At 56.3% G+C, this 25888-nt stretch carries 23 protein-coding genes; 11 read left to right on the top strand and 12 right to left on the bottom strand.

Going from position 1 to position 25888, the window contains the following annotated elements:
• Nucleotides 1–135 precede the first annotated feature (135 nt).
• The 7 genes from sapA (at nt 136) to JG725_RS03715 (ending at nt 7454) form a co-directional block, all read left to right on the top strand.
• Nucleotides 136–1797 (top strand): ABC transporter substrate-binding protein SapA, encoded by a 1662-nt coding sequence (sapA, locus tag JG725_RS03685; protein ID WP_172289360.1) that lies wholly within the window; start codon nt 136–138, stop codon nt 1795–1797.
• Nucleotides 1794–2759 (top strand): putrescine export ABC transporter permease SapB, encoded by a 966-nt coding sequence (gene sapB, locus JG725_RS03690; RefSeq protein WP_172289359.1) that lies wholly within the window; start codon nt 1794–1796, stop codon nt 2757–2759. Before sapA ends, sapB begins: the two co-directional genes overlap by 4 nt.
• Nucleotides 2746–3636: a putrescine export ABC transporter permease SapC gene (gene sapC / locus JG725_RS03695; protein WP_172289358.1), complete on the top strand. Its 891-nt coding sequence runs from the start codon at nt 2746–2748 to the stop codon at nt 3634–3636. Before sapB ends, sapC begins: the two co-directional genes overlap by 14 nt.
• Nucleotides 3637–3651: 15 nt before the next feature.
• Nucleotides 3652–4644 carry a putrescine export ABC transporter ATP-binding protein SapD gene (gene sapD, locus JG725_RS03700; protein ID WP_172289357.1) on the top strand — a complete coding sequence of 331 codons (993 nt, stop codon included), beginning with the start codon at nt 3652–3654 and terminating at the stop codon, nt 4642–4644.
• Nucleotides 4644–5462: a putrescine export ABC transporter ATP-binding protein SapF gene (sapF, locus tag JG725_RS03705; protein ID WP_172289356.1), complete on the top strand. Its 819-nt coding sequence runs from the start codon at nt 4644–4646 to the stop codon at nt 5460–5462. The genes sapD and sapF overlap by 1 nt, the downstream gene beginning before the upstream one ends.
• 146 nt (nt 5463–5608) lie before the next feature.
• Complete coding sequence (fabI, locus tag JG725_RS03710) at nt 5609–6394, top strand: enoyl-ACP reductase FabI (protein WP_172289355.1); 786 nt, start codon at nt 5609–5611, stop codon at nt 6392–6394.
• A 310-nt stretch (nt 6395–6704) separates the two neighbouring features.
• The gene (locus JG725_RS03715) at nt 6705–7454 is read left to right on the top strand and encodes a GntR family transcriptional regulator (protein ID WP_172289354.1); all 750 of its coding nucleotides are present in this window, start codon (nt 6705–6707) and stop codon (nt 7452–7454) included.
• A gap of 12 nt (nt 7455–7466) precedes the next feature.
• Here the strand turns inward: JG725_RS03715 and JG725_RS03720 are convergent, their stop codons facing one another.
• Nucleotides 7467–8792 (bottom strand): 6-phospho-alpha-glucosidase, encoded by a 1326-nt coding sequence (locus JG725_RS03720; protein WP_172289353.1) that lies wholly within the window; start codon nt 8790–8792, stop codon nt 7467–7469.
• A gap of 33 nt (nt 8793–8825) precedes the next feature.
• Nucleotides 8826–10421 carry a PTS transporter subunit EIIC gene (locus tag JG725_RS03725; RefSeq protein ID WP_199377206.1) on the bottom strand — a complete coding sequence of 532 codons (1596 nt, stop codon included), beginning with the start codon at nt 10419–10421 and terminating at the stop codon, nt 8826–8828.
• A gap of 334 nt (nt 10422–10755) precedes the next feature.
• Between JG725_RS03725 and JG725_RS03730 the strand changes: the two genes are divergently transcribed.
• Complete coding sequence (locus JG725_RS03730) at nt 10756–12690, top strand: exoribonuclease II (protein WP_199376634.1); 1935 nt, start codon at nt 10756–10758, stop codon at nt 12688–12690.
• Between the two features lie 232 nt (nt 12691–12922).
• Nucleotides 12923–14989 carry a carbon starvation CstA family protein gene (locus tag JG725_RS03735; protein ID WP_172289351.1) on the top strand — a complete coding sequence of 689 codons (2067 nt, stop codon included), beginning with the start codon at nt 12923–12925 and terminating at the stop codon, nt 14987–14989.
• 69 nt (nt 14990–15058) lie between these two features.
• Here the strand turns inward: JG725_RS03735 and araD are convergent, their stop codons facing one another.
• A complete protein-coding gene (araD, locus tag JG725_RS03740) occupies nt 15059–15754 on the bottom strand; it encodes an L-ribulose-5-phosphate 4-epimerase (protein ID WP_172289350.1) in 696 nt (231 codons plus the stop codon).
• A 333-nt stretch (nt 15755–16087) separates the two neighbouring features.
• Between araD and osmB the strand changes: the two genes are divergently transcribed.
• The gene (gene osmB / locus JG725_RS03745; RefSeq protein WP_172289349.1) at nt 16088–16300 is read left to right on the top strand and encodes an osmotically-inducible lipoprotein OsmB; all 213 of its coding nucleotides are present in this window, start codon (nt 16088–16090) and stop codon (nt 16298–16300) included.
• A 63-nt stretch (nt 16301–16363) separates the two neighbouring features.
• Here osmB and yciH read toward each other — a convergent pair whose 3' ends face one another.
• The 4 genes from yciH to JG725_RS03765 form a co-directional block, all read right to left on the bottom strand.
• Nucleotides 16364–16693: a stress response translation initiation inhibitor YciH gene (gene yciH / locus JG725_RS03750; RefSeq protein WP_172289468.1), complete on the bottom strand. Its 330-nt coding sequence runs from the start codon at nt 16691–16693 to the stop codon at nt 16364–16366.
• Nucleotides 16694–16696: 3 nt separating this feature from the next.
• Nucleotides 16697–17434: an orotidine-5'-phosphate decarboxylase gene (pyrF, locus tag JG725_RS03755; RefSeq protein WP_199376636.1), complete on the bottom strand. Its 738-nt coding sequence runs from the start codon at nt 17432–17434 to the stop codon at nt 16697–16699.
• A gap of 217 nt (nt 17435–17651) precedes the next feature.
• The gene (gene lapB, locus JG725_RS03760) at nt 17652–18821 is read right to left on the bottom strand and encodes a lipopolysaccharide assembly protein LapB (protein WP_172289347.1); all 1170 of its coding nucleotides are present in this window, start codon (nt 18819–18821) and stop codon (nt 17652–17654) included.
• Between the two features lie 13 nt (nt 18822–18834).
• Nucleotides 18835–19140 (bottom strand): LapA family protein, encoded by a 306-nt coding sequence (locus JG725_RS03765; RefSeq protein ID WP_172289346.1) that lies wholly within the window; start codon nt 19138–19140, stop codon nt 18835–18837.
• A 192-nt stretch (nt 19141–19332) separates the two neighbouring features.
• Between JG725_RS03765 and JG725_RS03770 the strand changes: the two genes are divergently transcribed.
• On the top strand, nt 19333–20277 hold the full coding sequence (locus tag JG725_RS03770; protein WP_172289345.1) for a sugar-binding transcriptional regulator: 945 nt from the start codon (nt 19333–19335) through the stop codon (nt 20275–20277).
• 47 nt (nt 20278–20324) lie between these two features.
• Here JG725_RS03770 and JG725_RS03775 read toward each other — a convergent pair whose 3' ends face one another.
• The 5 genes from JG725_RS03775 to JG725_RS03795 form a co-directional block, all read right to left on the bottom strand.
• Nucleotides 20325–21323: a sugar phosphate isomerase/epimerase gene (locus JG725_RS03775; protein ID WP_172289344.1), complete on the bottom strand. Its 999-nt coding sequence runs from the start codon at nt 21321–21323 to the stop codon at nt 20325–20327.
• A gap of 59 nt (nt 21324–21382) precedes the next feature.
• Entirely contained in the window at nt 21383–22873 is a 1491-nt protein-coding gene (locus tag JG725_RS03780; RefSeq protein ID WP_199376638.1) for an FGGY family carbohydrate kinase, read from the bottom strand.
• Between the two features lie 2 nt (nt 22874–22875).
• Nucleotides 22876–23820, bottom strand: a complete 945-nt coding sequence (locus JG725_RS03785) for a transketolase family protein (RefSeq protein ID WP_199376640.1) — start codon at nt 23818–23820, stop codon at nt 22876–22878.
• On the bottom strand, nt 23813–24643 hold the full coding sequence (locus JG725_RS03790) for a transketolase (protein ID WP_199376642.1): 831 nt from the start codon (nt 24641–24643) through the stop codon (nt 23813–23815). The genes JG725_RS03785 and JG725_RS03790 overlap by 8 nt, the downstream gene beginning before the upstream one ends.
• A 145-nt stretch (nt 24644–24788) precedes the next feature.
• Nucleotides 24789–25886: an ABC transporter permease gene (locus JG725_RS03795; RefSeq protein WP_199376644.1), complete on the bottom strand. Its 1098-nt coding sequence runs from the start codon at nt 25884–25886 to the stop codon at nt 24789–24791.
• Nucleotides 25887–25888: the final 2 nt, after the last annotated feature.

Below are 25888 nucleotides of genomic sequence, written 5' to 3' on the forward strand. Positions count from 1 at the left end.
CAACGTGATCCAAGACAAACATTCGCTATAAATAATACCATCGGTTGGAAAGTCGCCATCCGCACACAACGGAGTGGGGAGGATTGCCAGAGTGCGGTACACTCTGTGTATTACGTCTTGACAGAAAACTCCCGTATGTCTGGAAAAACTTATTTCGCACTGGCATTGCTGTGGCTGGCTGCGCCCGCGCCGGCGGCCTCAACCCCCGCGCCGTCGGAGGATATCCGCCAAAGCGGCTTTGTCTATTGCGTTAACGATGTGCTGAATACGTTTAATCCGCAAATGGCGCGCAGCGGCGTTACGATTGATACGCTGGCCGCCCAGCTTTACGATCGCCTGCTGGATGTGGACCCCTATACATATCGCCTGATGCCGGAGCTGGCCCAGCGATGGGAAGTGCTGGATAACGGATCGACCTATCGCTTTTATCTGCGACGCGACGTTCCTTTTCAAACCACCGCCTGGTTCGCCCCTACCCGTAAAATGAACGCGGACGATGTGCTGTTCAGCTTTCAACGCATGTTGGATCAAAAACACCCGTATCATGATGTCAACGGCGGTGAATATCCCTATTTCGACAGTCTGCAATTTGCCGATTCGGTACAAAGCATTCGCAAATTGGGCGAGTACAGCGTTGAAATCCGGCTAAACAGCCCGGATGCCTCTTTCCTGTGGCATCTGGCGACACACTATGCGCCGATCTTGTCTGCCGAATATGCGCAGGCGCTGTCTGAACATGACAAGCAAGAATTACTGGATCGCGAACCGGTCGGCACCGGCCCCTATATGCTGAATGAATACCGCAACGGGCAATATATTCGCCTGACGCGCAACGACCTCTATTGGCGCGGTTTGCCGCGCATGCCGCAGGTGGTGGTCGATCTTGGCTCCGGCGGCACCGGCCGGTTGTCCAAATTACTGACCGGCGAATGCGACGTGCTTGCCTACCCCGCCGTCAGCCAGCTCGCTATTTTACGTAACGATCCGCGCTTACGCCTGTCATTACGCCCCGGGATGAACGTCGCCTATCTGGCATTTAACGTGCGTAAACCGCCGCTGGACGATCGCCGCATTCGTGAAGCCATCGCGTTGGCGATCAACAATGACCGCTTGATGCAGTCAATTTATTACGGCACGGCTGAAACCGCCGCATCGATCTTACCGCGCGCCTCCTGGGCGTATGACAATGACGCGCAGATAACCGAATACAATCCGCAGAAATCCCGCCAACTATTGCAGGAGCTGGGCATAACTAATCTCAGCCTGCGTCTGTGGGTGCCCAGCGCGTCGCAATCCTACAACCCCAGCCCGCTGAAAACCGCGGAGCTGATACAGGCCGATCTGGCTCAGGTGGGCGTACAGGTGACCATTGTGCCGGTTGAAGGACGTTTTCAGGAAGCGCGGCTGATGGAACTCAGCCACGATTTGACGTTGGCCGGCTGGACGACCGACAGTAACGACCCTGACAGTTTTTTTCGCCCGTTATTGAGTTGCGCCGCCATTCGCTCCCAAACTAACTATGCTCATTGGTGTGATCCTACTTTTGATGAGGTATTGCAAAACGCGCTGTCTTCCCAGCAGTTGGCGAAACGGATTGAATATTACCAACAGGCGCAGAAGATTCTGGCCGAACAGCTACCGGTTTTGCCGCTGGCCTCATCCTTGCGTCTGCTCGCTTACCGTTACGATATGAAAGGGATCGTGCTCAGCCCGTTCGGCAACGCCTCGTTCGCCGGCGTTTTTCGGGAGAATGGCCGCGCTCATCAGCAAAGCGCCGCGGGAGGAGAAAAACCGTGATTATCTTTACCCTGCGCCGCCTGTTATTGTTGCTGGTGACGCTGTTCCTGCTGACGCTGGTTGGTTTCAGTCTGAGCTATTACACGCCGCACGCTCCGCTCAGCGGCGCCGCCCTGTTTGACGCCTATCGCTTTTACCTTATCGGCCTGTTGCAGGGTGACTTCGGCCGCTCCAGCATCAACGGTCAGGCCATCCTTGTGCAGCTAAAAGAAGTTTTTCCCGCCACCATCGAACTGTGTCTGCTGGCTTTTATTCTCTCTTTGCTGGTGGGGATCCCGCTGGGGATTACCGCCGGCGTGATGCAAAACAAAGGGCCGGACATTGTTATCAGTACGCTGGCGCTCATCGGTTTTTCGCTGCCCGTATTCTGGCTGGCGCTGCTGCTCACGCTGTTTTTCTCCCTGCACCTCGGCTGGCTGCCGGTATCCGGGCGCTTCGACCTGCTCTATCAGGTAAAAACCGTAACCGGCTTTGCGCTGATTGATGCCTGGCTGTCCGATTCGCCTTATCGTAATGAGATGATCGTCAGCGCCATTCGGCACCTGATCCTTCCCGTTACCGTACTGGCGGTGGGGCCGACGACAGAGGTGATACGGCTGATGCGGATCAGCACCACCGAGGTTATCGGCAAAAGTTATATTAAAGCGGCGGCGACGCGCGGTTTATCACGCCTGACGATTATTCGCCGCCACGTGCTGCATAATGCGCTGCCGCCAATCATGCCGAAGCTGGGATTGCAGTTTTCCACCATGCTGACGCTCACGATGATTACCGAAGTGGTGTTCAACTGGCCGGGGCTGGGGCGCTGGCTGGTCAACGCGATTCGCCAGCAGGATTATGCGGCGATCTCCGCAGGCGTCATCGTCGTCGGCGCAATGGTCATCACGGTTAATGTGCTGTCCGATGTATGGGGCGCAATGACAAATCCGTTGAAACATAAGGAATCTTATGCCCTTCGATAACGTTTACAGCGAAAAACGGATCCCCAGCCGTCTGGGCGATACCTGGCGGGTATTCCATCAGGATACGCTGGCGATGATCGGCTTCTACGGTTTTCTGTTGTTGCTCGGCCTGTGCCTGTTCGGCAAACTGTTGGCGCCTTACGACGTTAGCCAGCAATTCCTCGGCTACCAGATGCTGCCGCCGTCCTGGTCGCACTACGGTGAAGTCTCGTTCTTCCTCGGCACCGACGATCTGGGGCGCGATCTGTTGAGCCGGCTACTGAGCGGCGCCGCCCCTACCGTGGGAGCGGCATTGCTCGTCACCCATGCGGCGGCGCTGTGCGGCGTCATTCTGGGCGTGTTTGCCGGCGTCACCCACGGGCTGCGCTCCGCCCTGCTTAACCATATTCTCGACACCCTGTTGTCCATTCCGTCGCTGCTGTTGGCCATTGTGGTGATTGCCTTTATCGGCCCGAAACTGGAGCACGCCATGCTGGCAGTCTGGCTGGCGCTGTTACCCCGCATGGTGCGTACCCTCTATAGTACGGTGCATGATGAAATGGACAAAGAGTATGTCGTCGCCACCCGTCTCGATGGCGCGTCCATGCTGTATATTGTCTGGTATGTGGTGTTGCCGAATATCGCGGCGACGCTGGTGTCGGAATTCACCCGCGCCTTGTCCATCGCGATTCTCGACATAGCCGCACTCGGTTTTCTTGACCTTGGGGCGCAGTTGCCGACCACCGAATGGGGAGCCATGCTGGGTAATTCCTTAGAGCTGGTCTATGCCGCCCCCTGGACGGTGATGTTGCCCGGCGCGGCGATTGCCCTAAGCATTCTGATTGTTAACCTGCTCGGGGACGGCATTCGCCGCGCCCTGCTGGCAGAAACGGAATAATGGCGGAGACGACGTATGCCCTTGCTTGATATTCGTAATCTGACCATTGAATTTCTCACCGCGGACGGCGCGGTAAAAGCGGTCGACCGGGTGAGCATGACGCTGAACGAAGGGGAAATCCGCGGCCTGGTGGGCGAATCGGGATCGGGCAAGAGTCTGATTGCCAAAGCCATCTGCGGTATCACCAAAGATAACTGGCGGGTGACCGCCGATCGTTTTCGTTTTGATGACATTGACCTGTTGCAACTGACGCCGCGCGAACGGCGCAAACTGGTGGGACATAACGTCTCCATGATTTTTCAGGAGCCGCAGTCCTGCCTGGATCCCGCCGAAAAAATCGGCCGGCAATTGATACAAACTATCCCCGGCTGGACGTATAAAGGTCGCTGGTGGCAACGGTTCAACTGGCGAAAACGTCGGGCCGTCGAACTGCTGCACCGCGTCGGCATCAAAGATCATAAAAATATTATGGGCAGCCACCCCTATGAACTGACGGATGGAGAATGCCAGAAAGTGATGATCGCCATCGCGCTAGCAAACCAGCCGCGCCTGTTGATCGCCGATGAACCCACCAACGCAATGGAATCCACCACGCAGGCGCAGATTTTTCGCTTATTGGCGCGACTCAACCAGAACAACAACACCACCATCCTGCTGATCAGTCACGATCTGCAAACCATGAGCAAATGGGCCGATCGCATTAACGTGCTGTACTGCGGCCAGACGGTGGAAAGCGCCACCAGTGAAGATCTGATTACCGCGCCGCATCACCCTTATACCCAGGCGCTGATCCGGGCGATGCCGGACTTTGGCCGCTCGCTGCCGCACAAAAGCCGCTTGAATACCCTGCCGGGGGCGATCCCCTCGCTGGAGCATTTACCCGTCGGCTGCCGTCTGGGGCCGCGTTGTCCTTACTCACAGAAACAGTGTATGCAAACCCCGCAGTTGCTCTCGGTCAAGAACCATTGGTATGCCTGTCACTTTCCACTCAACATGGAGGGGTCCTGATGGTTGAAACATTACTTGAAGCCCGTAACCTGACCAAAACGTTCCGCTATCGCACCGGTCTGTTTCACCGTCAGCATGTTGAGGCCGTGAAGTCCGTCAGCTTTACCTTACGTGAACGTCAGACGTTGGCCATCATCGGCGAAAATGGTTCGGGGAAATCCACGCTGGCGAAAATGCTGGCCGGCATGATAGCCCCGACCTCCGGCGAACTGCTCATCGACGATCATCCGTTGCACTACGGTGATTATCGCTATCGCAGCCAGCGTATCCGTATGATTTTTCAGGATGCCGGCAATGCGCTGAATCCGCGGCAGCGCATCGGCCAGTTGCTGGATGTCCCGCTGCGGTTGAATACCGATCTCAGCGCCGAAGCGCGCGAAAAGGCGATAAATCTGACGCTGCAACAGGTGGGGCTGCGGCCGGATCACGCTTACTATTACCCCCACGCGCTGGCTCCCGGCCAGAAACAGCGCGTCGGGCTGGCGCGGGCGCTGATCCTGCAACCTAAAGTCATCGTCGCGGATGAAGTGCTGGCGTCGCTGGATATGTCTATGCGATCACAGATTATTAATCTGATGCTGGAACTCCAGGAAAAGCACGGTATCTCTTATATTTATGTCACCCAGCATCTGGGCATGATGAAACACGTCAGCGATCAGATCCTGGTCATGCAGGCGGGCGAGGTGGTAGAACGCGGCAGCACGGCCGACGTGCTCTCTTCTCCACTTCACGATCTGACCAAGCGCCTGATTGCCAGCCATTTCGGCGAGGCGCTGAGCGCCGATGCCTGGCGACGCGACGGGGGGGCGCAATGGTAACCGCGCCGCATCATCGGACATAAACACAGAGTATCGCTATCGGCTTCAGGCATGCTAGAATCGGCCGGTTTATTCATCCCGCTCATCATTAACGACTTATTTCAACATTGATGAGCGCAGCAACAATGATCACAAGGATTACTGCTATGGGTTTTCTTACCGGCAAGCGCATTCTGGTAACTGGTGTTGCCAGTAACCGTTCCATTGCATTCGGTATCGCACAGGCGATGCACCGCGAAGGCGCCGAACTGGCGTTCACCTATCAAAACGATAAACTGAAATCTCGCGTTGAAGGCTTTGCCAGCGAACTGGGTTCCAGCATTGTTCTGCCGTGTGATGTCGCTGAAGATGCAAGTATTGAAGCGCTGTTTGTCGAACTGGCCAACGTCTGGCCTAACTTTGATGGTTTCGTTCACTCCATCGCTTACGCGCCGGCCGACCAGCTTGACGGCGACTATGTCGACGCCGTCACCCGTGAAGGTTTCAGCGTCTCCCATGACATCAGCTCTTATAGCTTCGTGGCGATGGCGAAAGCCTGCCGTAAAATGCTGAACCCGAATTCCGCGCTGGTTACCCTGTCCTATCTGGGCGCAGAGCGCGCCATCCCGAACTATAACGTGATGGGCCTGGCCAAAGCCTCTCTGGAAGCGAACGTGCGTTATATGGCGAATGCCATGGGTGCGCAAGGCGTGCGTGTTAACGCCATATCCGCCGGCCCGATCCGTACGCTGGCCGCGTCAGGCATTAAAAACTTCAAGAAAATGCTGGCTCACTGTGAAGCCGTAACGCCAATCCGCCGCGTCGTCACCATCGAAGACGTCGGTAACTCTGCGGCCTTCCTGTGCTCTGATTTAGCAGCCGGCATCTCCGGTGAAGTTCTGCACGTCGACGGCGGTTTCAATATCGCCGCCATGGGCGATCTGGATAATTAAGGGTTTTGCCGGAAACGGCGCCTAAATTTGTCCGTCGGGTTAAAAAACACGCCATCACGGCGTGTGAGGTTGCTGACAAAGTCGTTTGTAAGCCCGAGATACCCGGGCCTACCGTACCGAGGGGCGCTCCGGCGGCTTACGCCGCTACGGCCCCTCGCCACGCTCTCCCTAATAACGAGCTTTGTCAACGGTCTGACACACCATCACGGCGTGTTTTTTTATGCGCGCAGGGTCGCCGCCGCCTGCTTGTATAGATAACTGCCCGTCTATACTATAGACCGGACAGGCGAACCAACGGGAGAAAGATGAGATGATTGATAAGCATTCCTTTGTCCCTTTTTATCTGCAAATCGAGCAGATTCTGGGCCGCCAGATCCGTGAGAATGTGCTGAAGCCCGGCGATCCGCTGCCCACCGAGGCGGAAATGTGTCAGCAATATCAGGTTTCACGGATGACGGCGCGCAAAGCGGTGGATTATCTGGTCAGGCAGGGGTTGGTCGAGCGTTTTCGCGGCCGCGGCACCTTTGTCGCCCAGCCAGATACCCGCGTCAAGGTGCAGTTGCCGCTCGATCAACACCTGACGTCCAGCGAGGTCGCCAGCAGCGCCCAGCGTAAGATCGTCAATCATCTGCTGCACTTTTCCCGGCAGACGGCCAGTCCTGAGGTGGCCAGCGCGCTGCAACTGCCTGAATCCGCGCCGGTTCTGTATATGGTTCGCCTGCGCCTGATTGACGGCACGCCGTTTGTCTATGAACAATCGTGGATGAATCAGGCGCTGTTCCCCGATCTGCAAGAGCAGGATCTCAGCCAGTCCAAATATGCTTACCTCAAATCAAAAGGCTATGACGCCGTCGGCAGCCGCAAACAGATCTTTGCCGAACTTCCCGCGTCGGAAATACGGGAAGCGCTGGGGCTGGCGCGTGATGAACCCGTGCTGCGCGCCAGCGTGATCGCATTTTTCGCCAACGGCGTGCCATTCGAACTGTCGAATGTCTACTACAACCAGCGGCACTATACCTTTACGCTTGATGCGCCGCCGCGCCCGTTGCTGGCGCTATAACCTGTTTCGCGACTACTTCAGCGCCGGCCAATAGCCTTTGTTCGCTTCTATCAAGGCATCCAGCACCTTACGGGCCTTTTTGGCATCCACCACCAACCGATTGAGGGTCAGCGCCTGTAGCGCCTTGTGGTAAGAACCCTCAAACCAGGCTTCAACCGTCAGCCGTTCATAGGCGAACTGTTGTTCGATCATCCCCTTGTAAAAGGTGGGAATATTGCCGACGCCATAAGCCCGCGGCCCGTTGCTGCCTAACGTGGCGGCCACTTCCACCATCGCACTGTCATCCAGATTGTTTATCAGGCCATTGTTTTCCACGATCACCACAAATATACGATGCTGGTTGTAGGCAATAGACTCAGCGACTTCGACAATCATGTCGCCGTGCGCATCGTTATGCACCACGCTGGCGTCTTTTGTGGTGCCGGCTTTCACCGCGGCGCGGCAGGTTTCAAACACCCGCTTCTCTCTTCCGGCCATCACCTCGTTGGCGCGGGTAAAGTTCGGATCCAGCTTGCTGAGCTTATAGTCGGGATAGAGATAATATTGCAGATAGGTGTTCGGCAGAAAATCCGGGAAATCCCGCATCATGTCGGCAACCACCGCATAGGTATCCAGCCAGGAGCGATCCCGCTGTTCCGCGTCCGCCGGTTTAAACCCCTGGTTGAGGATAATCTCTTTTAACCGCGGCAGCAGATCCGTCCCTTCCCGGTCATACAGATGGGTAAACCAGCCGAAATGGTTCAGACCAAAATAGACCGGTTCGAACTCATTAGCCTCGCGTCCCAACAAACGAGCGTAAGAACGCAGCAAATTGACCGGCTGATCGCAGATATTGAGGATGCGCCGATCGTGGGGAAATTTTACCCGCAGCGCATCGGCGACGATCGCCGCCGGGTTGGTGTAGTTCAGGATCCACGCATCGGGTGAACGACTACGCACGTTCTGCACCAGTTCAATCATGTCGCCGATAGAGCGCATCCCATAGGCAAAACCGCCCGGGCCGCAGGTTTCCTGTCCAATAACCCCCAGCGACAACGGAATTTTTTCATCCTTTTCCCGCATGTCATAACCGCCGGTGCGCATCTGGCAGAAAACGAAATCCACCTCCCGAAACGCTTCGTCCACATCGGTGGTATAGGAGAAATCGAGTTGCGGATATTCCTCACTGAACAGCAGTCGGGCAAAATCGCCAATCACCGCCTGCCGCCCGGCGTTGACGTCAAACATCACCACGCGCTTGAGCGGAAAGGTCGCCTGCCGTTTACATAATGCTTTCAACAAACCCGGCGTCCAGGTTGATCCGCCACCGACAATCACCATGCTGTACGTCTTCGTCATAGCCATTTCCTGTTTTGTCCGGTTCAAATAACGTTACCCTGTCACGCCAAGCGCAATTTTGACGTCACTGGCGATTTTTTCCACTTTCGGGCCGTAAATAACCTGAATATTATGCTCGTTAACCCGGTTGATACCGTTCGCGCCGGTGGACATCAACGTCTTGTCCACCACCAGCGTCATGTCTTTCACCTGTACGCGAAGGCGGGTAAAGCAGCAATCCACGTCGGTGATATTGTTCTCTCCGCCCAGTCCGGTAATGATATCTTTCGTGCGCTGGTCGGCGCTGATCGGCTGAGTTTCCGGCGCGTGCTCCTCGGATTCCCGCCCGGGCGTCTCAACGTTCATGCGCCGGATAATGAACCTGAAAGCGAAGTAGTAGGCCAGAAAGTAAATTAACCCCAGCAACACGGCATACCACCAGCGCGTTTCCAACCCGCCCAGTATGCCGAACACCACCAGATCAATCGCTCCGCCCTGAATGTTGCCGATCATCAGATGCAACATCGACATCAGCATAAAAGACAGCCCGCTCAGCGCGGCATGGATCAGATATAACAGCGGAGAGACGAAGATAAAGCAGAACTCCAGCGGTTCGGTGATGCCGGTGGTGAATGAGGCCAGCGCCCCGGCCAGCACCAGCGCTTTCACCCGTTTTTTATGCTGCGGACGCGCACAGTGATACATCGCCAGCGCGGCGCCGGGCAGACCAAACATCATGATCGGGATTTTGCCCTGCGCCAGAAAGGTGGTCGCCCCGCGAATGGTCTCGTCACTGACCATCCCCGGATGCGTCAACGACGCATTAAAGATATTCAGCGCGCCGACCACCGTTTGGTTATCGATGGTCGCCACCCCGCCAATCGGCGTAAAACGCACCGTTTCATTCAGAATATGGTGCAGGCCGGTCGGGATCAGAATACGTTCTGAAAAGCCATACAAAAAAGCGCCATACTGTCCGCTGTGACCGATCAGTTCTCCCACCCAGGCGATGCCTTTGCCGATGGTCGGCCAAATCAGCGCCAGCCCGATGCCGACTAACGGCAGGCACACCACGGTAATGATCGGCACAAAGCGTCGCCCGCCAAAAAAGCTGATGGCCGTCGGTAATTCAATGGTGTAGAAGCGGTTGTGCAACAGCACCGTGATCACCCCGGCAATCACTCCGCCCAGCACGCTCATGTTATAGGTGAAGATGCCCAGCGTTTGGGTAAATTCGGCGGCATACATCAGCGCGGCGGTGTGATCCATGCCTGCCGCAGTCAGCGCATCAATGGACGTGGTGACGGGCGTCAGGTTTTGTGCGGTAAGCGTCGCCTTTACCCCGACGTGCATGGAAATAAAGCCGATCACCGCGGCAAAGGCCGCCGTGGGCTTTTCCGCATTCGCCAGACCAATCGCGCTGGCAACGGCAAAAAACAGCGGCAGGTTGGCAAACAGCGCCCCGGCAATCTGGCGGATAAACCCAATGATCAATTGCGGAATTTGCATATCCGCAAAGGCATCGCCGGTGACGGCCGGGTTTTGCATCGCTGCCGCCAGCCCTAAAAAAATCCCGGCGGCGGCGATCACCGAAATCGGCATCATCAGCGCTTTACCAAAAGCATGAACTTTATTGCCAAGATCTTTCATCATCTACCCTTCCTGTTTTTCGGCATTGATTAAGTAATAGCCGGAAAATGGCAAGATTTGTCTATACAACTAGACAAAAGATCAAGAATCTGCGTTTGGTCACATTTTAAGAAGAAACGCCGTCTTATCTGATGTTGGGCGCGTTCGCGCAAACCTGCCGCTGGCCGACCTGCCGTCGAAGGCGCTGAAAAACATCACAACCGCGTAAAATCGCCGTCATATCCGGCGGCGCAGCGCGCCGGATCATCCGCACATCGGGCTTGCCGCCGGCCGCTGATTCGCGTAAAACTGTCTGCCGCTAATCGAGCTACTTATAACCGTATTTCTGGACGCTATGTTTCAAGATAATCCGCTGCTTGCACAGCTAAAACAGCAACTTCACTCTCAGACGCCACGAGTCGAAGGTGTCGTCAAAGGCACCGACAAAGGATTTGGCTTTCTTGAAGCTGATGCGCAAAAAAGCTATTTCATTCCCCCGCCGCACATGAAAAAAGTGATGCACGGCGACCGCATCACCGCCACGCTGCACACCGAAAAAGAACGTGAAATTGCTGAACCGGAAACGCTGATTGAACCTTTCCTGAGCCGCTTTGTCGGCCGCGTGCAGAAAAAAGACGATCGTTTATCCATTATTCCCGATCATCCGTTACTGAAAGAGGCCATCGGTTGCCGTCCCGCCCGCGACCTCGGTCATACGTTTCAGGATGGTGACTGGGCGGTGGCTGAAATGCGTCGCCACCCGCTGAAGGGCGATCGCGGTTTTCATGCTGAATTGACCCAATACATCACCACCGGCGACGATCCGCTGGCGCCGTGGTGGGTGACACTGTCACGACACAATCTGGAGCGCGCCGCCCCCGATGCCGATGCCGCCGAACTCAACGATGGCGCGCTGGTACGCGAAGATCTTACCGCGTTGAGTTTCGTTACCATCGACAGCGCCAGCACCGAAGATATGGATGATGCGTTGTATGTGCAGGACAAGGGCGACGGCTCGCTGCTGCTGACTATCGCCATTGCCGATCCCACGGCGTACGTTGAAGCAGGCAGCGAACTGGATAACATCGCCCGCCAGCGCGCATTCACCAATTACCTGCCCGGCTTCAATATTCCGATGCTGCCGCGCCAATTGTCAGATGATATCTGTTCGCTGCGCGCCGATGAGCGCCGCCCGGTTCTCGCCTGCCGCGTCACCATCGCCGCCGACGGTTCGCTGGGTAATGATATCCACTTCTTTGCCGCCTGGATCGAATCCAAAGCCAAGCTGGTCTATGACGAGGTCTCCGACTGGTTGGAACAAGCGGGTGAATGGCAGCCGTCTTCCGCGGCGATTGCCGAGCAGATCCGCTTGTTGCATCGCGTTTGTCTATCCCGCAACGCATGGCGCACCGCCAACGCGCTGGTGTTCAAAGATCGCCCGGATTATCGCTTCCTGCTGGGCGAAAAAGGCGAAGTGCTGGATATCGTCGTTGAGCCGCGACGTATCGCCAATCGCATCGTCGAAGAGGCGATGATCGCCGCTAACGTCTGCGCCGCCATTGTGCTGCGCGACAAACTGGGTTTTGGTATCTATAACGTCCATAACGGTTTCGATCCGGCGTCCGTCGAACAAGCCGTCGCCGTTTTAGATACGCACGGTATTCAGGCCGATGCGCAGGCGCTACTGACGCTTGACGGTTTTTGCGCCCTGCGCCGCGAACTGGATGCGCAACCCACCCAGTTTCTGGATAGCCGCATTCGTCGTTTCCAGTCTTTCGCCGAAGTCAGCACTACGCCGGGGCCGCATTTTGGTTTGGGCCTGGAAGCCTACGCCACCTGGACGTCCCCGATTCGTAAATACGGCGATATGGTCAACCATCGGTTGCTGAAGGCGGTGATCGCCGGACAGACGGCGGAAAAACCGCAGGATGAAATAACCGCGCAGCTATCGGAGCGTCGTCGCCTTAACCGTATGGCGGAACGAGACGTCGGCGACTGGCTGTACGCCCGTTTTCTTAAGGATAAGGCGGGAACCTCTACTCGCTTCCCGGCGGAAATCATGGATGTTACCCGCGGCGGCCTGCGCGTTCGCCTGCTGGATAACGGCGCGGTGGCGTTTATCCCCTCCTCCTTTATTCACGCCGTGCGCGATGAGCTGGTATGCAGCCAGGACACCGGAACCGTGTTGATCAAAGGTGAAGCGGTTTATCGTCAGGGCGATACCCTGGATGTGGTTATTGCCGAGGTGCGCCTCGAAACCCGCAGTATTATCGCCAAACCGGCCGCCTAATCGCCCTTATGCCGCCGATGCGCAACGGATCGGCGGCATAAACGTGGTTCTTAGGCTTTTATAGCCGCCTCTGCCCGGTCAACAGCGGTTTAGTCTTTAAATTTCTTTACAAAAACTTATTGTTGCTCACATTTTCTTATCCAGCCGCTTCTCTTCGCCATTAAACCCACTATTGTTAAATTGCATTAACACTCGCGCTAACATCTTCCTGAATAATGAAGGAGCTGTGGTTATGAATAACGTCAAGAGCATCGTGATCTGGCTGCTGGTCGGTCTGGCGGGAGCAACCGCTTTCGCCATGCTGGCCCTTAGCCGCGGTGAGCACGTCAATGCCGTGTGGTTGGTTGTTGCATCGGTAGCCTGTTACAGCATTGCCTATCGTTTCTACAGTCTGTTTATCGCTAAAAAAGTCTTTGAGCTTGACGACCGACGCCTGACGCCGGCAGAACGCCATAATGACGGTCTGGACTACGTTCCTACCAATAAATGGGTGCTGTTCGGCCACCACTTTGCCGCCATTGCCGGCGCCGGGCCGTTGGTTGGCCCGATCCTGGCCGCTCAAATGGGGTTTCTGCCCGGTACGATCTGGATTTTAGTCGGCGTCATGCTGGCCGGGGCGGTGCAGGATTTTCTGGTGCTGTTTATCTCTACCCGCCGTGACGGCCGCTCTCTGGGGGAAATGGCCAAGCAAGAGCTGGGCGCCTTTGCCGGCGTGATTACCATGCTTGGGGCATTGGGCGTGATGATCATCATCCTGTCGGCGCTGGCCTTGGTGGTGGTAAAAGCGCTGGCGGATAGTCCCTGGGGATTATTCACCATTGCCGCCACCATTCCGATTGCGTTGTTTATGGGCGTTTATATGCGCTTCCTGCGCCCGGGGAAAATCGCTGAAGTATCGATTATTGGTTTTGTACTGATGATGCTGGCGATTGTTTATGGCGGCAACATCGCGGCTCATCCCTACTGGGGGCCGTTCTTCACCTTAAAAGGGACATCGCTGACCTGGGCGTTGGTGATCTACGGTTTTATCGCCTCCGTGCTGCCGGTCTGGCTGCTGCTGGCGCCGCGTGATTATCTCTCAACCTTCCTGAAAATCGGGGTGATTGTCGGGCTGGCTGTCGGTATCGTCTTCGCCATGCCGGAAATGAAAATGCCCGCCGTTTCCCGCTTTATCGACGGCAGCGGCCCGGTGTTCTCCGGCAGTCTGTTCCCTTTCCTGTTTATTACCATTGCCTGCGGCGCGATTTCCGGCTTCCATGCGCTGGTGTCCAGCGGTACGACGCCAAAACTGGTGGAGCGTGAAAGCCATATCCGGTTTATCGGCTACGGCGCCATGCTGATGGAATCCTTTGTCGCCATCATGGCGTTAATCTGCGCCTCGGTCATCGAACCCGGCGTCTATTTCGCGATGAACTCCCCTGCGGCCTTGATTGGCACCACGGTGGAAAGCGCCTCGCAGGTGATTAATAGCTGGGGCTTTGTCATTACGCCGGAAGCGCTTTCCGCCATTGCCGCCGACGTGGGCGAAGCCTCGGTGCTGTCCCGTGCCGGCGGCGCCCCGACCTTCGCCGTGGGAATGGCGTATATCATTACCGAAATATTTAACAGTCGGGCAATGATGGCTTTCTGGTATCACTTCGCCATTCTGTTTGAAGCGCTGTTTATCCTGACCGCCGTGGATGCCGGCACCCGGGCCTGTCGTTTTATGGTGCAGGATCTGGTGGGCGTGGTGATCCCCAGACTGGCAAACAGCCATTCGTGGTTAGGTAATCTGGCCGGGACGACTGTCGCGGTATCAGGCTGGGGATTCTTCGTTTACCAGGGCGTTATCGATCCGCTGGGCGGGATCAATACGCTGTGGCCGCTGTTCGGTATCGGTAACCAGATGCTGGCGTCCATGGCGTTGATCCTTGGCACCGTCGTACTGTTCAAGATGAAAAAGCAGCGCTATGCCTGGGTCACTATCCTTCCGACGATCTGGTTGTTCATTACCTCCATGACCGCCGGCTGGCAGAAGATTTTCCATGAGCAGGCCAACATCGGCTTTTTGGCGCAGGCCAGACGTTTCTCTGCCGGCATTGAGCAAGGCACGTTGATTGCCCCGGCTAAAACCATTAAGGATATGGAAACCATCGTATTCAGTAACCAGATTAACGCCGCGCTGTGCGGTTTCTTTATGCTGGTCGCCATTACGATGCTGATATCGGCGCTGTTCGTTATCCGTCGCGCCCTGAACAGCGAAACACCGACCGCGCAGGAAACGCCGGTGATGTTTCGTGAGGATGCGCATCGCAGTTAATCAGCCGGTTCGAAATCCGACCGTTCAGCATCAAAATCCCTCCGCAACGGAGGGATTTTTTCAACCGGGTTATTGCCCGTAGTAGGCGTTTTTACCATGCTTGCGCAGATAGTGTTTATCCAGCAGCGTTTGCTGCATCACATTCAGCTCAGGCGTTAACTGACGTGAAAACATCCCCATATAGGCCACTTCCTCCAGCACGACGGCGTTATGCACTGCGTTATCGGCATCGTTTCCCCAGGTAAACGGCCCATGCGCGTTCACTAGCACTGCGGGAATAGCCATCGGGGAAAGTTGGCGGGAATGAAAGGTTTCGACAATCACCTTGCCGGTTTCCCATTCATAGCGACCGTTAATTTCCTCATCGGTCATTAAACGCGTACAGGGGATGGCGCCATAAAAATAATCCGCATGGGTGGTTCCCCAGGCCGGGATATCTTTACCCGACTGAGCCCAGATGGTGGCATGGCGGGAATGGGTGTGGACAATGCCGCCGATCTCAGGAAACGCCAGGTACAGCACGCGATGAGTATCGGTATCGGAAGACGGTTTTTTCGTCCCTTCAATAATTTTGCCGCTTTCCAGTTCCACCACCACCATGTCATCGGCCTTCATGGCGGTATATTCCACGCCTGACGGTTTAATCACCAGCAGACCGCTCCGTTTGTCTACGGCGCTGACATTACCCCAGGTAAACGTCACCAGATGATGCCGCGGCAATGCCAGATTGGCTTCCAATACCTGTTGCTTAAGTTCATCTAACATCGTCTGCCCCTATGAATGGATATCACGCCATTCTCCCGACCGCCTGCTGCCGTCGCTATGGGCTAAATCGCTAAAGATCCGGCAGCGTTCTGCTGTAAGACGCTATTTATTTTTATTTGTGTGTCTAAAAAACAAACTATTTTACCAAATATTGCTATCGTTATCGTAACGTTAGGGAATTAAGATTTTTTACCTGTTACGGTTTTTTCCGATGATTATACTGACCAGCAGAGAAAGGAAGGCGCGGTCTGTTTATTTAATACCGTGAAAAAGTGGCAGTACGATATTTTATTCACTTGAAAAAGTGAGGCCAAGAGTAGAAAGGGGAACAATATGAAAGTAAATAAGCGGTTTGCTACTTCAGTTTTAGCTATTGCGCTGACAGTGGCGTTAGCTGGCTGTTCAAATATGTCTAAGCGAGACCGTAACACTGCCATTGGCGCGGGCGCCGGTGCGGTGGGTGGCGCTATCCTGACCGACGGCGGCACGCTGGGTACATTGGGTGGCGCGGCCATCGGGGGCATTATCGGCCGTCAGGTCGACTAACGAATTCGCTGACAGCAGGCGTCAGAGCGTTTTTTCTGGGCCTGCTGTTATTCGCCGTCCAGCTTACCCGCCAGCCAGCTTGACTTTCATTCCTTTGGCTTCCAGCAGTTGTTTCAATAAGTCGCGTTTATCCCCCTGAATTTCAATCACGCCGTCTTTCACCGAGCCGCCACAGCCACACTTTTTCTTTAGTTCAGCCGCCAGCTTATCCAGTGCTCCGTTATCCAGATCGATACCGCTTATTACGCAAACGCCTTTACCCTTGCGCCCGCTGGTCTGGCGCTGAATACGGACGATACCGTCGCCCGGGGAGCGGGCAACCTTCTCTTCCGCCGGCTTAATACGTCCGGTTTCGGTGGAATATACTAAATGGCTATTGTCGTTACGGTTCATCACTTACGCTCCGCTGACCAGCGAAGCGCGGATATCACGCAACGTTTGCGCCGGATCGGCGGACTGGGTGATCGGACGGCCGATCACCATATAATCCACACCGGCGCTCTGCGCCTGAACCGGCGTCATAATGCGGCGCTGATCGCCGACATCGCTGCCGGCGGGACGGATCCCCGGGGTGACCAATTTGAAGGACTCCCCGCAGACCTGTTTCAGACGTTCGGCTTCATGCGCGGAACAGACCACGCCATCAAGACCGCAGTTATACGCCAGCAGCGCCAACCTTTCCGCCTGCTCCGCCGGGCTGGCCGTGATGCCCAAAGCCCGCAGATCGTCCTCTTCCATACTGGTCAGCACCGTAACGGCGGTCAATAATGGCGCGTCATCACCGAATGGCAATAACGCGTCTTTCGCCGCCATCATCATTCTTGACCCTCCGCTGGCATGGACATTCACCATCCATACTCCCAAATCGGCCGCGGCGGCAACGGCATGCGCGACGGTATTCGGGATATCATGAAACTTGAGATCGAGAAAGACATCAAAACCGCGCTGCTGCAACTCACGAACAAAGTCCGGGCCAAATAGCGTGAACATTTCTTTGCCCACCTTTAACCGGCAATCCTGAGCATCAATTCGGTCAACAAACGACAACGCAGACTGTCGATCGGCATAGTCCAGCGCCACAATAATCGGAGATGATGCGGCCCGACGGTTCTCTTTTCTGTTTTCGTTTTTCACGTGTCACCCGTTGCTGTTGCCAAGTCATTATTCGCGTTCAAAATTCCCGCCGCATTTTACATGCCCTGCCGCCGAAATCCCAGCCGCCTGTTCAGCGGATACCATCAATGATAGCGACTGGAACGGCAAGTTGGGTTATTAATATAGTATGTTGTAACTAAATTGAGAGTAACCTAAGAACACATCGCGCCGTACACGGCGTGATGCGACGGCGCGGTCATTGACCGTCTAGTCCACGGATAGGTTTGATGCTTGCCCAACTGCGGCAGGAAGGACAATGCCAATATAACGATTGAGAGGAGAAACCGCATTTGCGGCAGCTGTAACGAGGTTTGGTGCGGATTTGCTCACCCACCATGTCGCGCAGAACCAGCAGGCTCTCTTTTGCCCGGCCGTCCTCTGCTTCATTAAGGTGAACATCCATCAGCCGATGAAAGACCCGCATCGTCGGGTGCCGCTCAAGCTGACGAGTAATATAGATCTGCGCCGCTTCCGCCCCCTGCTGTTGCTCAAGGATATCGGCCAGCATCAGTTCCGCCGTCGCGCCGGAGTTTTCCTCCACACAACGTTTCAGAAACTCGGCCCAGGCCTGAGGCTGCTGTAGATGCTGATAGCACTCTTGCAACATCGATAGTGTCTCGCTGACCAGTTCGTTGTCCTGATCGAGCACCTGTTGCAACGAATCGACGGCGCGGGCGTATTGCGCTTGCGCCATGTAAATTCGCCCCATCATTATTGATACGCGGGCGCACTGCTTATCCGCCACCGCCCCTTTCTTCAACAGCGCCAGCGCTTTGTCCAGATCGTCGCTCCCCATGGCGAGTAACGCCTGCTCACAGTAAAAATGGGCGATTTCCACCCGGAGTTGATGCTCACCCATTTTGACCAGTTTTTCCGCCACCTCGATGGCGTTTAACCAGTCGCTGGTCGCCTGATGAATCAGCAAAAGCTGCTGTAGCGCGCCGCGGCGGAAATCTTCTTCGTCCACCAGTTGATTGAAAATCTCTTCGGCCCGATCGTACAGCCCCGCGGCCATATAGTCCCGGCCAAGCTGCTGCACCGCCAGCAAGCGCTGCTCAAAGGAGAGAGAGGTGCTTTCCGTCAATGCCTGATGAATACGAATAGCGCGATCGACTTCGCCGCGTGAGCGAAACAGATTGCCGAGCGTGAGATGTGCCTCAAAGGTATTACTGTCATCCTTGAGCATGTCGAGAAACAGCTCGACGGCTTTATCCTGTTGGTCGGATAGCAGAAAGTTTACCCCTGTTACGTACTCGCGTGACAGGCGGTTAGACTCTTGATCCTTATCCTGCTGCGCACTTCTGCGGCCCATGTACCAGCCGTATGCGGCGGCTACTGGCAGCAACAGAAACAGCAGTTCTAACATAGAAAATGATTCCTTAGTGGGTGGCTGGCTGTACTGGCGTCACGCTTTCCTCATTCGAGACTGAAAGTTGTTGCTCCAGGCGCTTGATTTTACGTTGAGCACGGCCTAACGCAATGCGCTGACGCAAATAAAACAGGCCACAAATCACCCAGCCAAGAATAAATCCCAGCGCGAACAATGTGGCAAGCAGCGTCGATATACGATACTCCCCTTGCGCCAGCAGATAATTAAACGTAATCACCTGATCGTTGTGCGCACCCAGTGTGACAGAAATGATGAATATCGCCAGCACGAGTAAAAAAATCAGCAAATATTTCACGTTTTCTTTCCTGTGATTTCCTATTAACTAAATGAATTATGCCAAATTTTGGCGATAAACCCCATTAAATTACCATTTCCCCCGCCGGCTGGGAAATCGCGCCCCTGCCGTATGCCGCGACTAGCGCCTGTGCTTGTTATTTATTCCAAGCTGAATAAAAATGATAGGCGCGCGTCAACCGGAGGGATAAACATGTCAAAACAGGACGAACAGCGACTGTTGGTCAAGATCGCCACGCTCTATTATAGCGAAGGGATGAAACAATCAGAAATTGCCGACTCCCTCCATTTGTCACAATCTTTTGTATCACGCGCCCTTACCCGCTCGGTTAAAGAGGGGGTGGTCAAAATCAGCGTGGTTCAGCCCCCCAATATGTTTATGGCGCTGGAATCGGCCATTCAGAAACGCTATGCCATCGACCAGGCAATTGTGGTCGATGTAGCCGATACTGCCAACCTTTCCCAGGTGAAACAGGCCATTGGTTCGGCGGCGGCCCATTATCTACAGACCAGTATCCGCCCCGACGATCTGGTGGGTATCTCATCATGGAGCAGCACGCTGCGCGCGATGGTGGATAATCTCCACCCGCTCGGCACCAAGGCGCGTGGCGTGATTCAATTACTCGGCGGCGTCGGCCCCAACGGCAATGTGCAGGCCACCATCCTGACGCAAACCCTGGCCAACCTGCTAAACTGCCCGGCCTATCTGCTGCCGGCGCAAAGTATAGAACGCTCGGTGGAAGACCGCACCCGGCTGATTACCAGCGATGAAGTGTCCAGCGTGGTCGACAAATTCAGCGATGTCAGTCTGGCCCTGGTTGGCATTGGCGTACTGGAGCCGTCGCAGTTGTTAAAAAATTCCGGCAACTATTACCACGAGGAAATGCTGCATTTATTGGCGCAGCGCGGCGCGGTGGGCGACCTGTGTCTGCACTACTATAACGCGCGGGGGGAACCGGTATTGCAGGATGGGGAAGATCCGGTTATCGGCATGGCGCTGCCGCAGTTGCGCAGTTGTCCGCGGGTGGTCGCCCTGGCCGGCGGCGTGGACAAGAGCGCCGCCATTCAGGGCGCGTTAACGGGCAACTATATTGACGTGCTGATCACCGACAGGCTTACGGCCGAAACGCTGGTGTAATTCAGAACTGATTGCCCGCCGGAGGAGCCCGGCGGGCGGTTTATCCCCTACTCGTCGACATTGATCGACGAGAGCAGCGCATCCTGTACGATACGCTGCGCCCGCAAGGCATCCTGCGCTTCCTGCGCCGCCTGCAACGCGGAAATATCGAGTTTATCCAGCGCCCGATAGATGTGTTTCAGAAAACGGATCGATAGTCGGGCGGCTTCGACATGGTTTTCGCGGAATGGGAACTGATCCAATTGCCAGACGCCCTGCCAGTTATTGATTTTTAATACGTAGAAGAATTCGAAAATTTCGGTCATATGCACGGTGCCGACCACCAGGTCATCGTCCCAGCCGCGCAGATTATCATTGACGTCCATACCGAATAAGCGGCCGCGATCGATGATTAACTGAGCGGAGTCGGCGGGAGATTCGCCGCCGTACAGCGCGTGTCCGAAATCCAGCAGCACGCCGACGTTATCCAGACCGATATCTTCGATACCCAGTAATGTACGGGCGGCGGAGTCCCAGGTCATTTTGACGCGCGGTTCACGCGGTTTATATTCGATGGCGAATTTTACGTCCGGGTTGGCGCCGGCCAGATCGCGCATGCCGTCGACCGCCAGTTTCCACAGATTTTTATGGCTTACCTGAAACGGATAGTCCCAGCCATCCTGTCCCGGCCAGACTTTGACGTAGTTCGCCCCCAATTCACGCACAATGCCGGCCGACTCGTGCATCAGTTCAAAGGCCGCCGCCCGTGCCGCAGGATCGGGGTTGGTAAACGCGCCGCGCGACCATTTCCGCAGATAGATTTCCGGCGTGATGCCAATCGCTTTTAACCCGGCGTCTTTCAGGGCATCTTTTACTTCCGCCAGCGTGACGCCGGGCGTGAACGGATAAGGTAAATCGACGTAAGAGAGTTCGCCGACTTCTTTCGCCGCTTTAATCTGATCCAGCGTACTCAGCGCCGGACCATAGCCATCGACGGCGTAACGATCGATGTAGTTGGCGAAATGCCATAAACCGGCGCCGAATTCAGGATAGGTGTAGGTTGCCATAATTAAGTCGTCCTCATTTATTAGTAATCAGCCAGGCACAGGTATTGTCGCCTGGCATATCAAAGAGACCGGGTGAAACGAGCGCGGGCCACCGCCGTCTGCCACTGCGCATAACTCTCCTGGAGCGCCCCATGCAGCGCCCGCGGTTCGATAAACTCCACTTCTCGCGGCAAGGCGGCGATTTGCTCGCCGTCACGCCACCATCCCAGCGTTTTACCCCCCAGATAGGCCGCCCCCAGCGCCGAGACCTCGGCGTTATGATTGCGGATAAGGGGACGTTGCAGCAGATCGGCCTGAAATTGCATCAGCCAGCGGTTTTGCGTGGCGCCGCCGTCTACGCGCAGTGCCGGCAACGTGCATTGCGCCGCCTGCTCCATGGCAAAAAAAACATCGGCGATCTGGTAGGCAATCGCCTCCAACCCCGCTCTGGCGATGGTTGCCGGCGTGGTTGCGTCGGTCAGGCCGCAGAGCAGACCGCGGGCATGGGTATCCCAGTGCGGCGCCCCGAGTCCCGATAACGCCGGGACAAAAAACACCCCTTGCGCCGACGTCGCGCTCAAAGCCAGTTCCGTCAACTGCGCGACGGAAGGAATGCCCAGCATCTTGCCTATCCAGGCAAAGCCGGAGCCGGTATGGGTAATGTTTCCTTCCAGCGCATAGCGCAGCTCGCCGTCGTGCCAGGCGATAGTGGTGCTTAATCCGCTGGCGTGAGCGTGCGGGCCGGCGATGGTGGTCATCAACGACGAGCCGGTGCCATAGGTGGCCTTGATGGCGCCGCTTTGATTGATCCCCTGTCCGTATAATGCGGCGTGGGAATCGCCAATCAGCGCGACGATCGGTATGCCGGCCGCCAACCCTTTTATTTCCGTCAGCGCGGTATGCCCATGCAGCGCCGCCGAAGGCGTCACCGCAGGAAGACATACGCTGGGAATGGCGAAAAGCGCCAGCAGGTCTTCATCCCAGCATTGGCGGTGAATATCGAAAAGCTGAGTGCGGGCGGCATTGGAGTAATCCGTCGAGTAGGCCTGGCCGCCGCTGAGCTGCCAGTTAAGCCAGCAGTCAACGGTTCCGATGCATAATTCGCCATGGGCGGCGCGGGACACGCCGTCCGGCAACTCGGCCAGCATGCTGTGGATTTTGGCCGCCGGGAACAGCGGATCCAGCGGCAGACCGGTGCGGGCTTCGATCAGCTTTTCTTCGGCGCCGCCCTGCAAGGCCTGGCAAAAACGTTCTGAACGGCGATCCTGCCAACTGACCAATGGCGTCAGCGGCCGTCCGGAACGCCTTTCCCAAATCAGCACCGACTCACGCTGATTGCTGATGGCGATACCCGCCACCTGCACCCGGTTCAGCGATGACAGACAGCCCTCCACCGCCTGGCAAACGGCGTGCCAGATAGCCATGGCGTCCTGCTCCGCCCGTCCCGGCTCTGGGTGGGCGATCTGCAAGGCGACCGCCGCCTTGGACAGAATATTTCCCTGGGCATCTACCGCGACCGCTTTAGCATTAGTCGTGCCTTCGTCTATTGCCAAAATAACCGGTGTAAACATGATTAGGCTCCCGGACAGAGACGTTGCGCCGCCTGCACAATGCCTGACGCATCCAGGCCGTGGTGCGCGCGCATCGCCTCCCGATCCGCCGCTATCGCATACTGGCCGTCAGGAATACCCAGGCGCAACAGGGAAATGCCGCTGCCCGCTTCCGCCAAGACCTCGGCCACCAGGCTGCCCGCCCCGCCGTTGACGTTATGCTCTTCAACGGTGATGACCCGCGGCGCCGTGCGCAGAATTTCAAGCAGTCGGCGAGTGTCGCACGGCCGTACCGAAGAAAGGTTGACCACCGTAGCAGCGATGCCTTTTTCCGCCAGTAACTCAGCGGCGGCAACCACTTCGTGCACGGTAGACCCCAGCCCGAGCAGCGTGATATCGCGGCCCGTACGCAGCACATCGATCTGCCCCGGCGCAAAGCGGTAATGCCGATCGTGCAGTGCCGGTAACGGTTTGCCGTCAAGGCGGATATACACCGGCCCCTGATGCTCCAGGGCATAGTCGATAATCTGGCGGCACTCTTCGGGGCTGGACGGCGCATAGATTTCAATGTTGCCAAAGCCCCGCAGTATCGCGATATCATCGATACTGTGATGGGTACTGGCGAGCGGGCCATAGCTGCATCCGGCGTTCAACCCGAACAGCTTGACGTTGCTGTTGTTGTAACAGACATCGACCTTGACCTGTTCATTGGCGCGCGAAATCAAAAACGGCGCGGCGTTACAGGTCACCGCCACCTTACCGCCGATGGAAAGCCCCACCGCCGCTCCCACCATGGTTTGCTCCGCAATCCCCACGTTGACGATACGTTCGGGGAATCGCTTAATAAAAGGGGCGATTTTCGCGGTGGAGGTAGAGTCGGCCACCACCGGCACCAGATCGATGCCCCGCTCAACCGCTTTAATAAATTGCTCGACCATCACACTGGCCAGATGTTCCGCGTTATTCATCTTTTAACTCCTCCAACGCCAGCGCGATTTCTTCGCCTTTCGGCACCCGGTGATGCCATTCCGCGCGCCCCTGAATAAAGGAGACGCCCGCGCCTTTTTCCGTATTGGCGATCACCACGTTGGGTTTACCGTTAGCGGGCAGGTTCTCCAGCGTCTCCACTACCGACCGCATATCATTGCCGGCGCATTCGGTGACGTTCAGGCCGAAAGCGCGCCATTTATCCGCCAGCGGGTCGGTGTTCATGATGGAACAGGTGGTGCCGGCCAGTTGCAACTTGTTCTTGTCGTTGATGATGACCAGGTTGTCCAGTTGATAATGCGCCGCCGCCAGGGCCGCCTCCCAGTTGCTGCCTTCGGCCAGCTCACCGTCGCCGGTCACCACAAATACCCGCCGCGGGCTGTTGTCCCGTTTCGCCGCCAGCGCGATCCCCACGGAAACCGGCAGGCCGTGACCCAGCGCGCCGGTATTCAGCTCGATCCCCGGCGTCTTGTACTTCACCGGATGTCCCGGTAAATGCGAGTCCGGGTGCTGATAAGTCGCCAGCCAGGATTCAGGGAAAAAACCCGCTTCCGCCAGGCAACAGTAATACCCTCCCACCGCGTGTCCCTTGGACTGGATATAGATGTCCCGCTGCGGGTCCTGAAGACGGTCCGGCGCGCAGTTCAGGATACGGAAGTAAAGCGCCGTCAGGATTTCAACCTGTGAAAGGTCGGCTCCGGTATGGCCGCCCGCCGGGCTGTTGGCATTCAGATTAATGATTCGGCGACGAATGGCGCGGGCTTTTCGCGTCAGCGCCTCCACCGACAATGCATACGGATTCATACCTCACCTCGCCTTGAATTTTTACTCAAATTCGAATATTTATTCCACAACAGACAAAAAAAACAGCATTCCCGATCTGGCGCGCCCACCAACTGCCTCCTCCCACTTGCTGAGCAGCCACTGGCGGCATAGCGATGCCAGACCGCTACACCCCTTCCGCTGCTACCTTTTGCGATACAATCGCCGCTTTGTGCTGCATGCGGTTTTGCATCTGGTCAATGATGACCGCCACAATAATCACAATGCCTTTAATCACCATCTGCCAGAATTCACTTACCCCCATCATCACCAGGCCATCCGCCAGAATGCCGATGACAAAAGCGCCGATCAGCGTTCCCAGTATCGTTCCCCTTCCTCCGGCCAGCGAGGTTCCGCCAAGCACCACCGCGGCGATGGCGTTCATTTCAAACGCCGTCCCGGTGGCCGGATGGCTGGCGACCAGTTGGGAAGAAACCACAATCCCGGCAATGGCGGCGCAGAAACCTGAAATGGTGTATACCCAGACTTTTACCTGGCGCACTTTCACCCCGGATAGCTCGGCGGCGCGTTCGTTATCGCCAATGGCGTAAACATGGCGGCCGAACGGCAGACGGCGAGCCACATAGGCGATAATCAGCGCCAGCACGAACATCAGCCAGATGGCAAACGGGAGGCCGAGGATCGTGCCCGCGCCGATCAGTTCAAAACCGGTATTGCCCAGTTGGGGATTTCCCGCTAATCCCGGAAAAGTTTCACCGCCGGAAATCAGCATGGCGGCGCCGCGTACGATGTACATCGTACCCAGGGTACAAATGAACGGCGCCACGTTGTAACGGGTGATGATCCAGCCGTTAATCGCCCCGATAAAGGCGCCGATCAGCAATACCACCGGCACAATCACCCATACGCTGGGGAAAATGGCGACGCCGAACATCGGCAGTACGATCCCCTGGGTAATCATATAGCCGGCGATCATGCCGCATAGCCCCAGCGTTGCGCCTATCGATAGGTCGATGCCGGCGGTGATGATGACGAAGGTGATCCCCAGCGCCAGAAACGCATTGATGGCGATGTGTTTGACCATAATGATCAGGCTGCCGGTCGCCAGAAAACCCGGCACGGTAAAGGCGAAAAAGCCGAGAATCAGGAACAGCGCGATAAAAGTGCGCAACCTGAGGATCAATAAAAGCATGCTCTCCCGCGAGCGTACGAACTTGCCGGGTAATAGCGCGCCGGACGCCGCCGGAAGGTTAGTCGTTTTCATTG

The sequence above is a fragment of the Brenneria sp. L3-3C-1 genome (assembly GCF_016456245.1).
GTDB lineage: Bacteria > Pseudomonadota > Gammaproteobacteria > Enterobacterales > Enterobacteriaceae > Brenneria.

What these genes read in the sequence shown, in the direction of transcription:
- JG725_RS03730 (WP_199376634.1), top strand. Translation starts at nt 10,756, where the DNA reads ATGTTTCAAGATAATCCGCTGCTTGCACAGCTAAAACAGCAACTTCAC.
- araD (WP_172289350.1), bottom strand. Translation starts at nt 15,754, where the DNA reads ATGTTAGATGAACTTAAGCAACAGGTATTGGAAGCCAATCTGGCATTG.
- JG725_RS03725 (WP_199377206.1), bottom strand. Translation starts at nt 10,421, where the DNA reads ATGAAAGATCTTGGCAATAAAGTTCATGCTTTTGGTAAAGCGCTGATG.
- JG725_RS03735 (WP_172289351.1), top strand. Translation starts at nt 12,923, where the DNA reads ATGAATAACGTCAAGAGCATCGTGATCTGGCTGCTGGTCGGTCTGGCG.
- sapD (WP_172289357.1), top strand. Translation starts at nt 3,652, where the DNA reads ATGCCCTTGCTTGATATTCGTAATCTGACCATTGAATTTCTCACCGCG.
- JG725_RS03720 (WP_172289353.1), bottom strand. Translation starts at nt 8,792, where the DNA reads ATGACGAAGACGTACAGCATGGTGATTGTCGGTGGCGGATCAACCTGG.
- fabI (WP_172289355.1), top strand. Translation starts at nt 5,609, where the DNA reads ATGGGTTTTCTTACCGGCAAGCGCATTCTGGTAACTGGTGTTGCCAGT.
- sapF (WP_172289356.1), top strand. Translation starts at nt 4,644, where the DNA reads ATGGTTGAAACATTACTTGAAGCCCGTAACCTGACCAAAACGTTCCGC.
- JG725_RS03780 (WP_199376638.1), bottom strand. Translation starts at nt 22,873, where the DNA reads ATGTTTACACCGGTTATTTTGGCAATAGACGAAGGCACGACTAATGCT.
- sapC (WP_172289358.1), top strand. Translation starts at nt 2,746, where the DNA reads ATGCCCTTCGATAACGTTTACAGCGAAAAACGGATCCCCAGCCGTCTG.
- lapB (WP_172289347.1), bottom strand. Translation starts at nt 18,821, where the DNA reads ATGTTAGAACTGCTGTTTCTGTTGCTGCCAGTAGCCGCCGCATACGGC.
- sapA (WP_172289360.1), top strand. Translation starts at nt 136, where the DNA reads ATGTCTGGAAAAACTTATTTCGCACTGGCATTGCTGTGGCTGGCTGCG.
- JG725_RS03785 (WP_199376640.1), bottom strand. Translation starts at nt 23,820, where the DNA reads ATGAATAACGCGGAACATCTGGCCAGTGTGATGGTCGAGCAATTTATT.
- osmB (WP_172289349.1), top strand. Translation starts at nt 16,088, where the DNA reads ATGAAAGTAAATAAGCGGTTTGCTACTTCAGTTTTAGCTATTGCGCTG.
- JG725_RS03795 (WP_199376644.1), bottom strand. Translation starts at nt 25,886, where the DNA reads ATGAAAACGACTAACCTTCCGGCGGCGTCCGGCGCGCTATTACCCGGC.
- JG725_RS03775 (WP_172289344.1), bottom strand. Translation starts at nt 21,323, where the DNA reads ATGGCAACCTACACCTATCCTGAATTCGGCGCCGGTTTATGGCATTTC.
- yciH (WP_172289468.1), bottom strand. Translation starts at nt 16,693, where the DNA reads ATGAACCGTAACGACAATAGCCATTTAGTATATTCCACCGAAACCGGA.
- JG725_RS03770 (WP_172289345.1), top strand. Translation starts at nt 19,333, where the DNA reads ATGTCAAAACAGGACGAACAGCGACTGTTGGTCAAGATCGCCACGCTC.
- JG725_RS03790 (WP_199376642.1), bottom strand. Translation starts at nt 24,643, where the DNA reads ATGAATCCGTATGCATTGTCGGTGGAGGCGCTGACGCGAAAAGCCCGC.
- JG725_RS03715 (WP_172289354.1), top strand. Translation starts at nt 6,705, where the DNA reads ATGATTGATAAGCATTCCTTTGTCCCTTTTTATCTGCAAATCGAGCAG.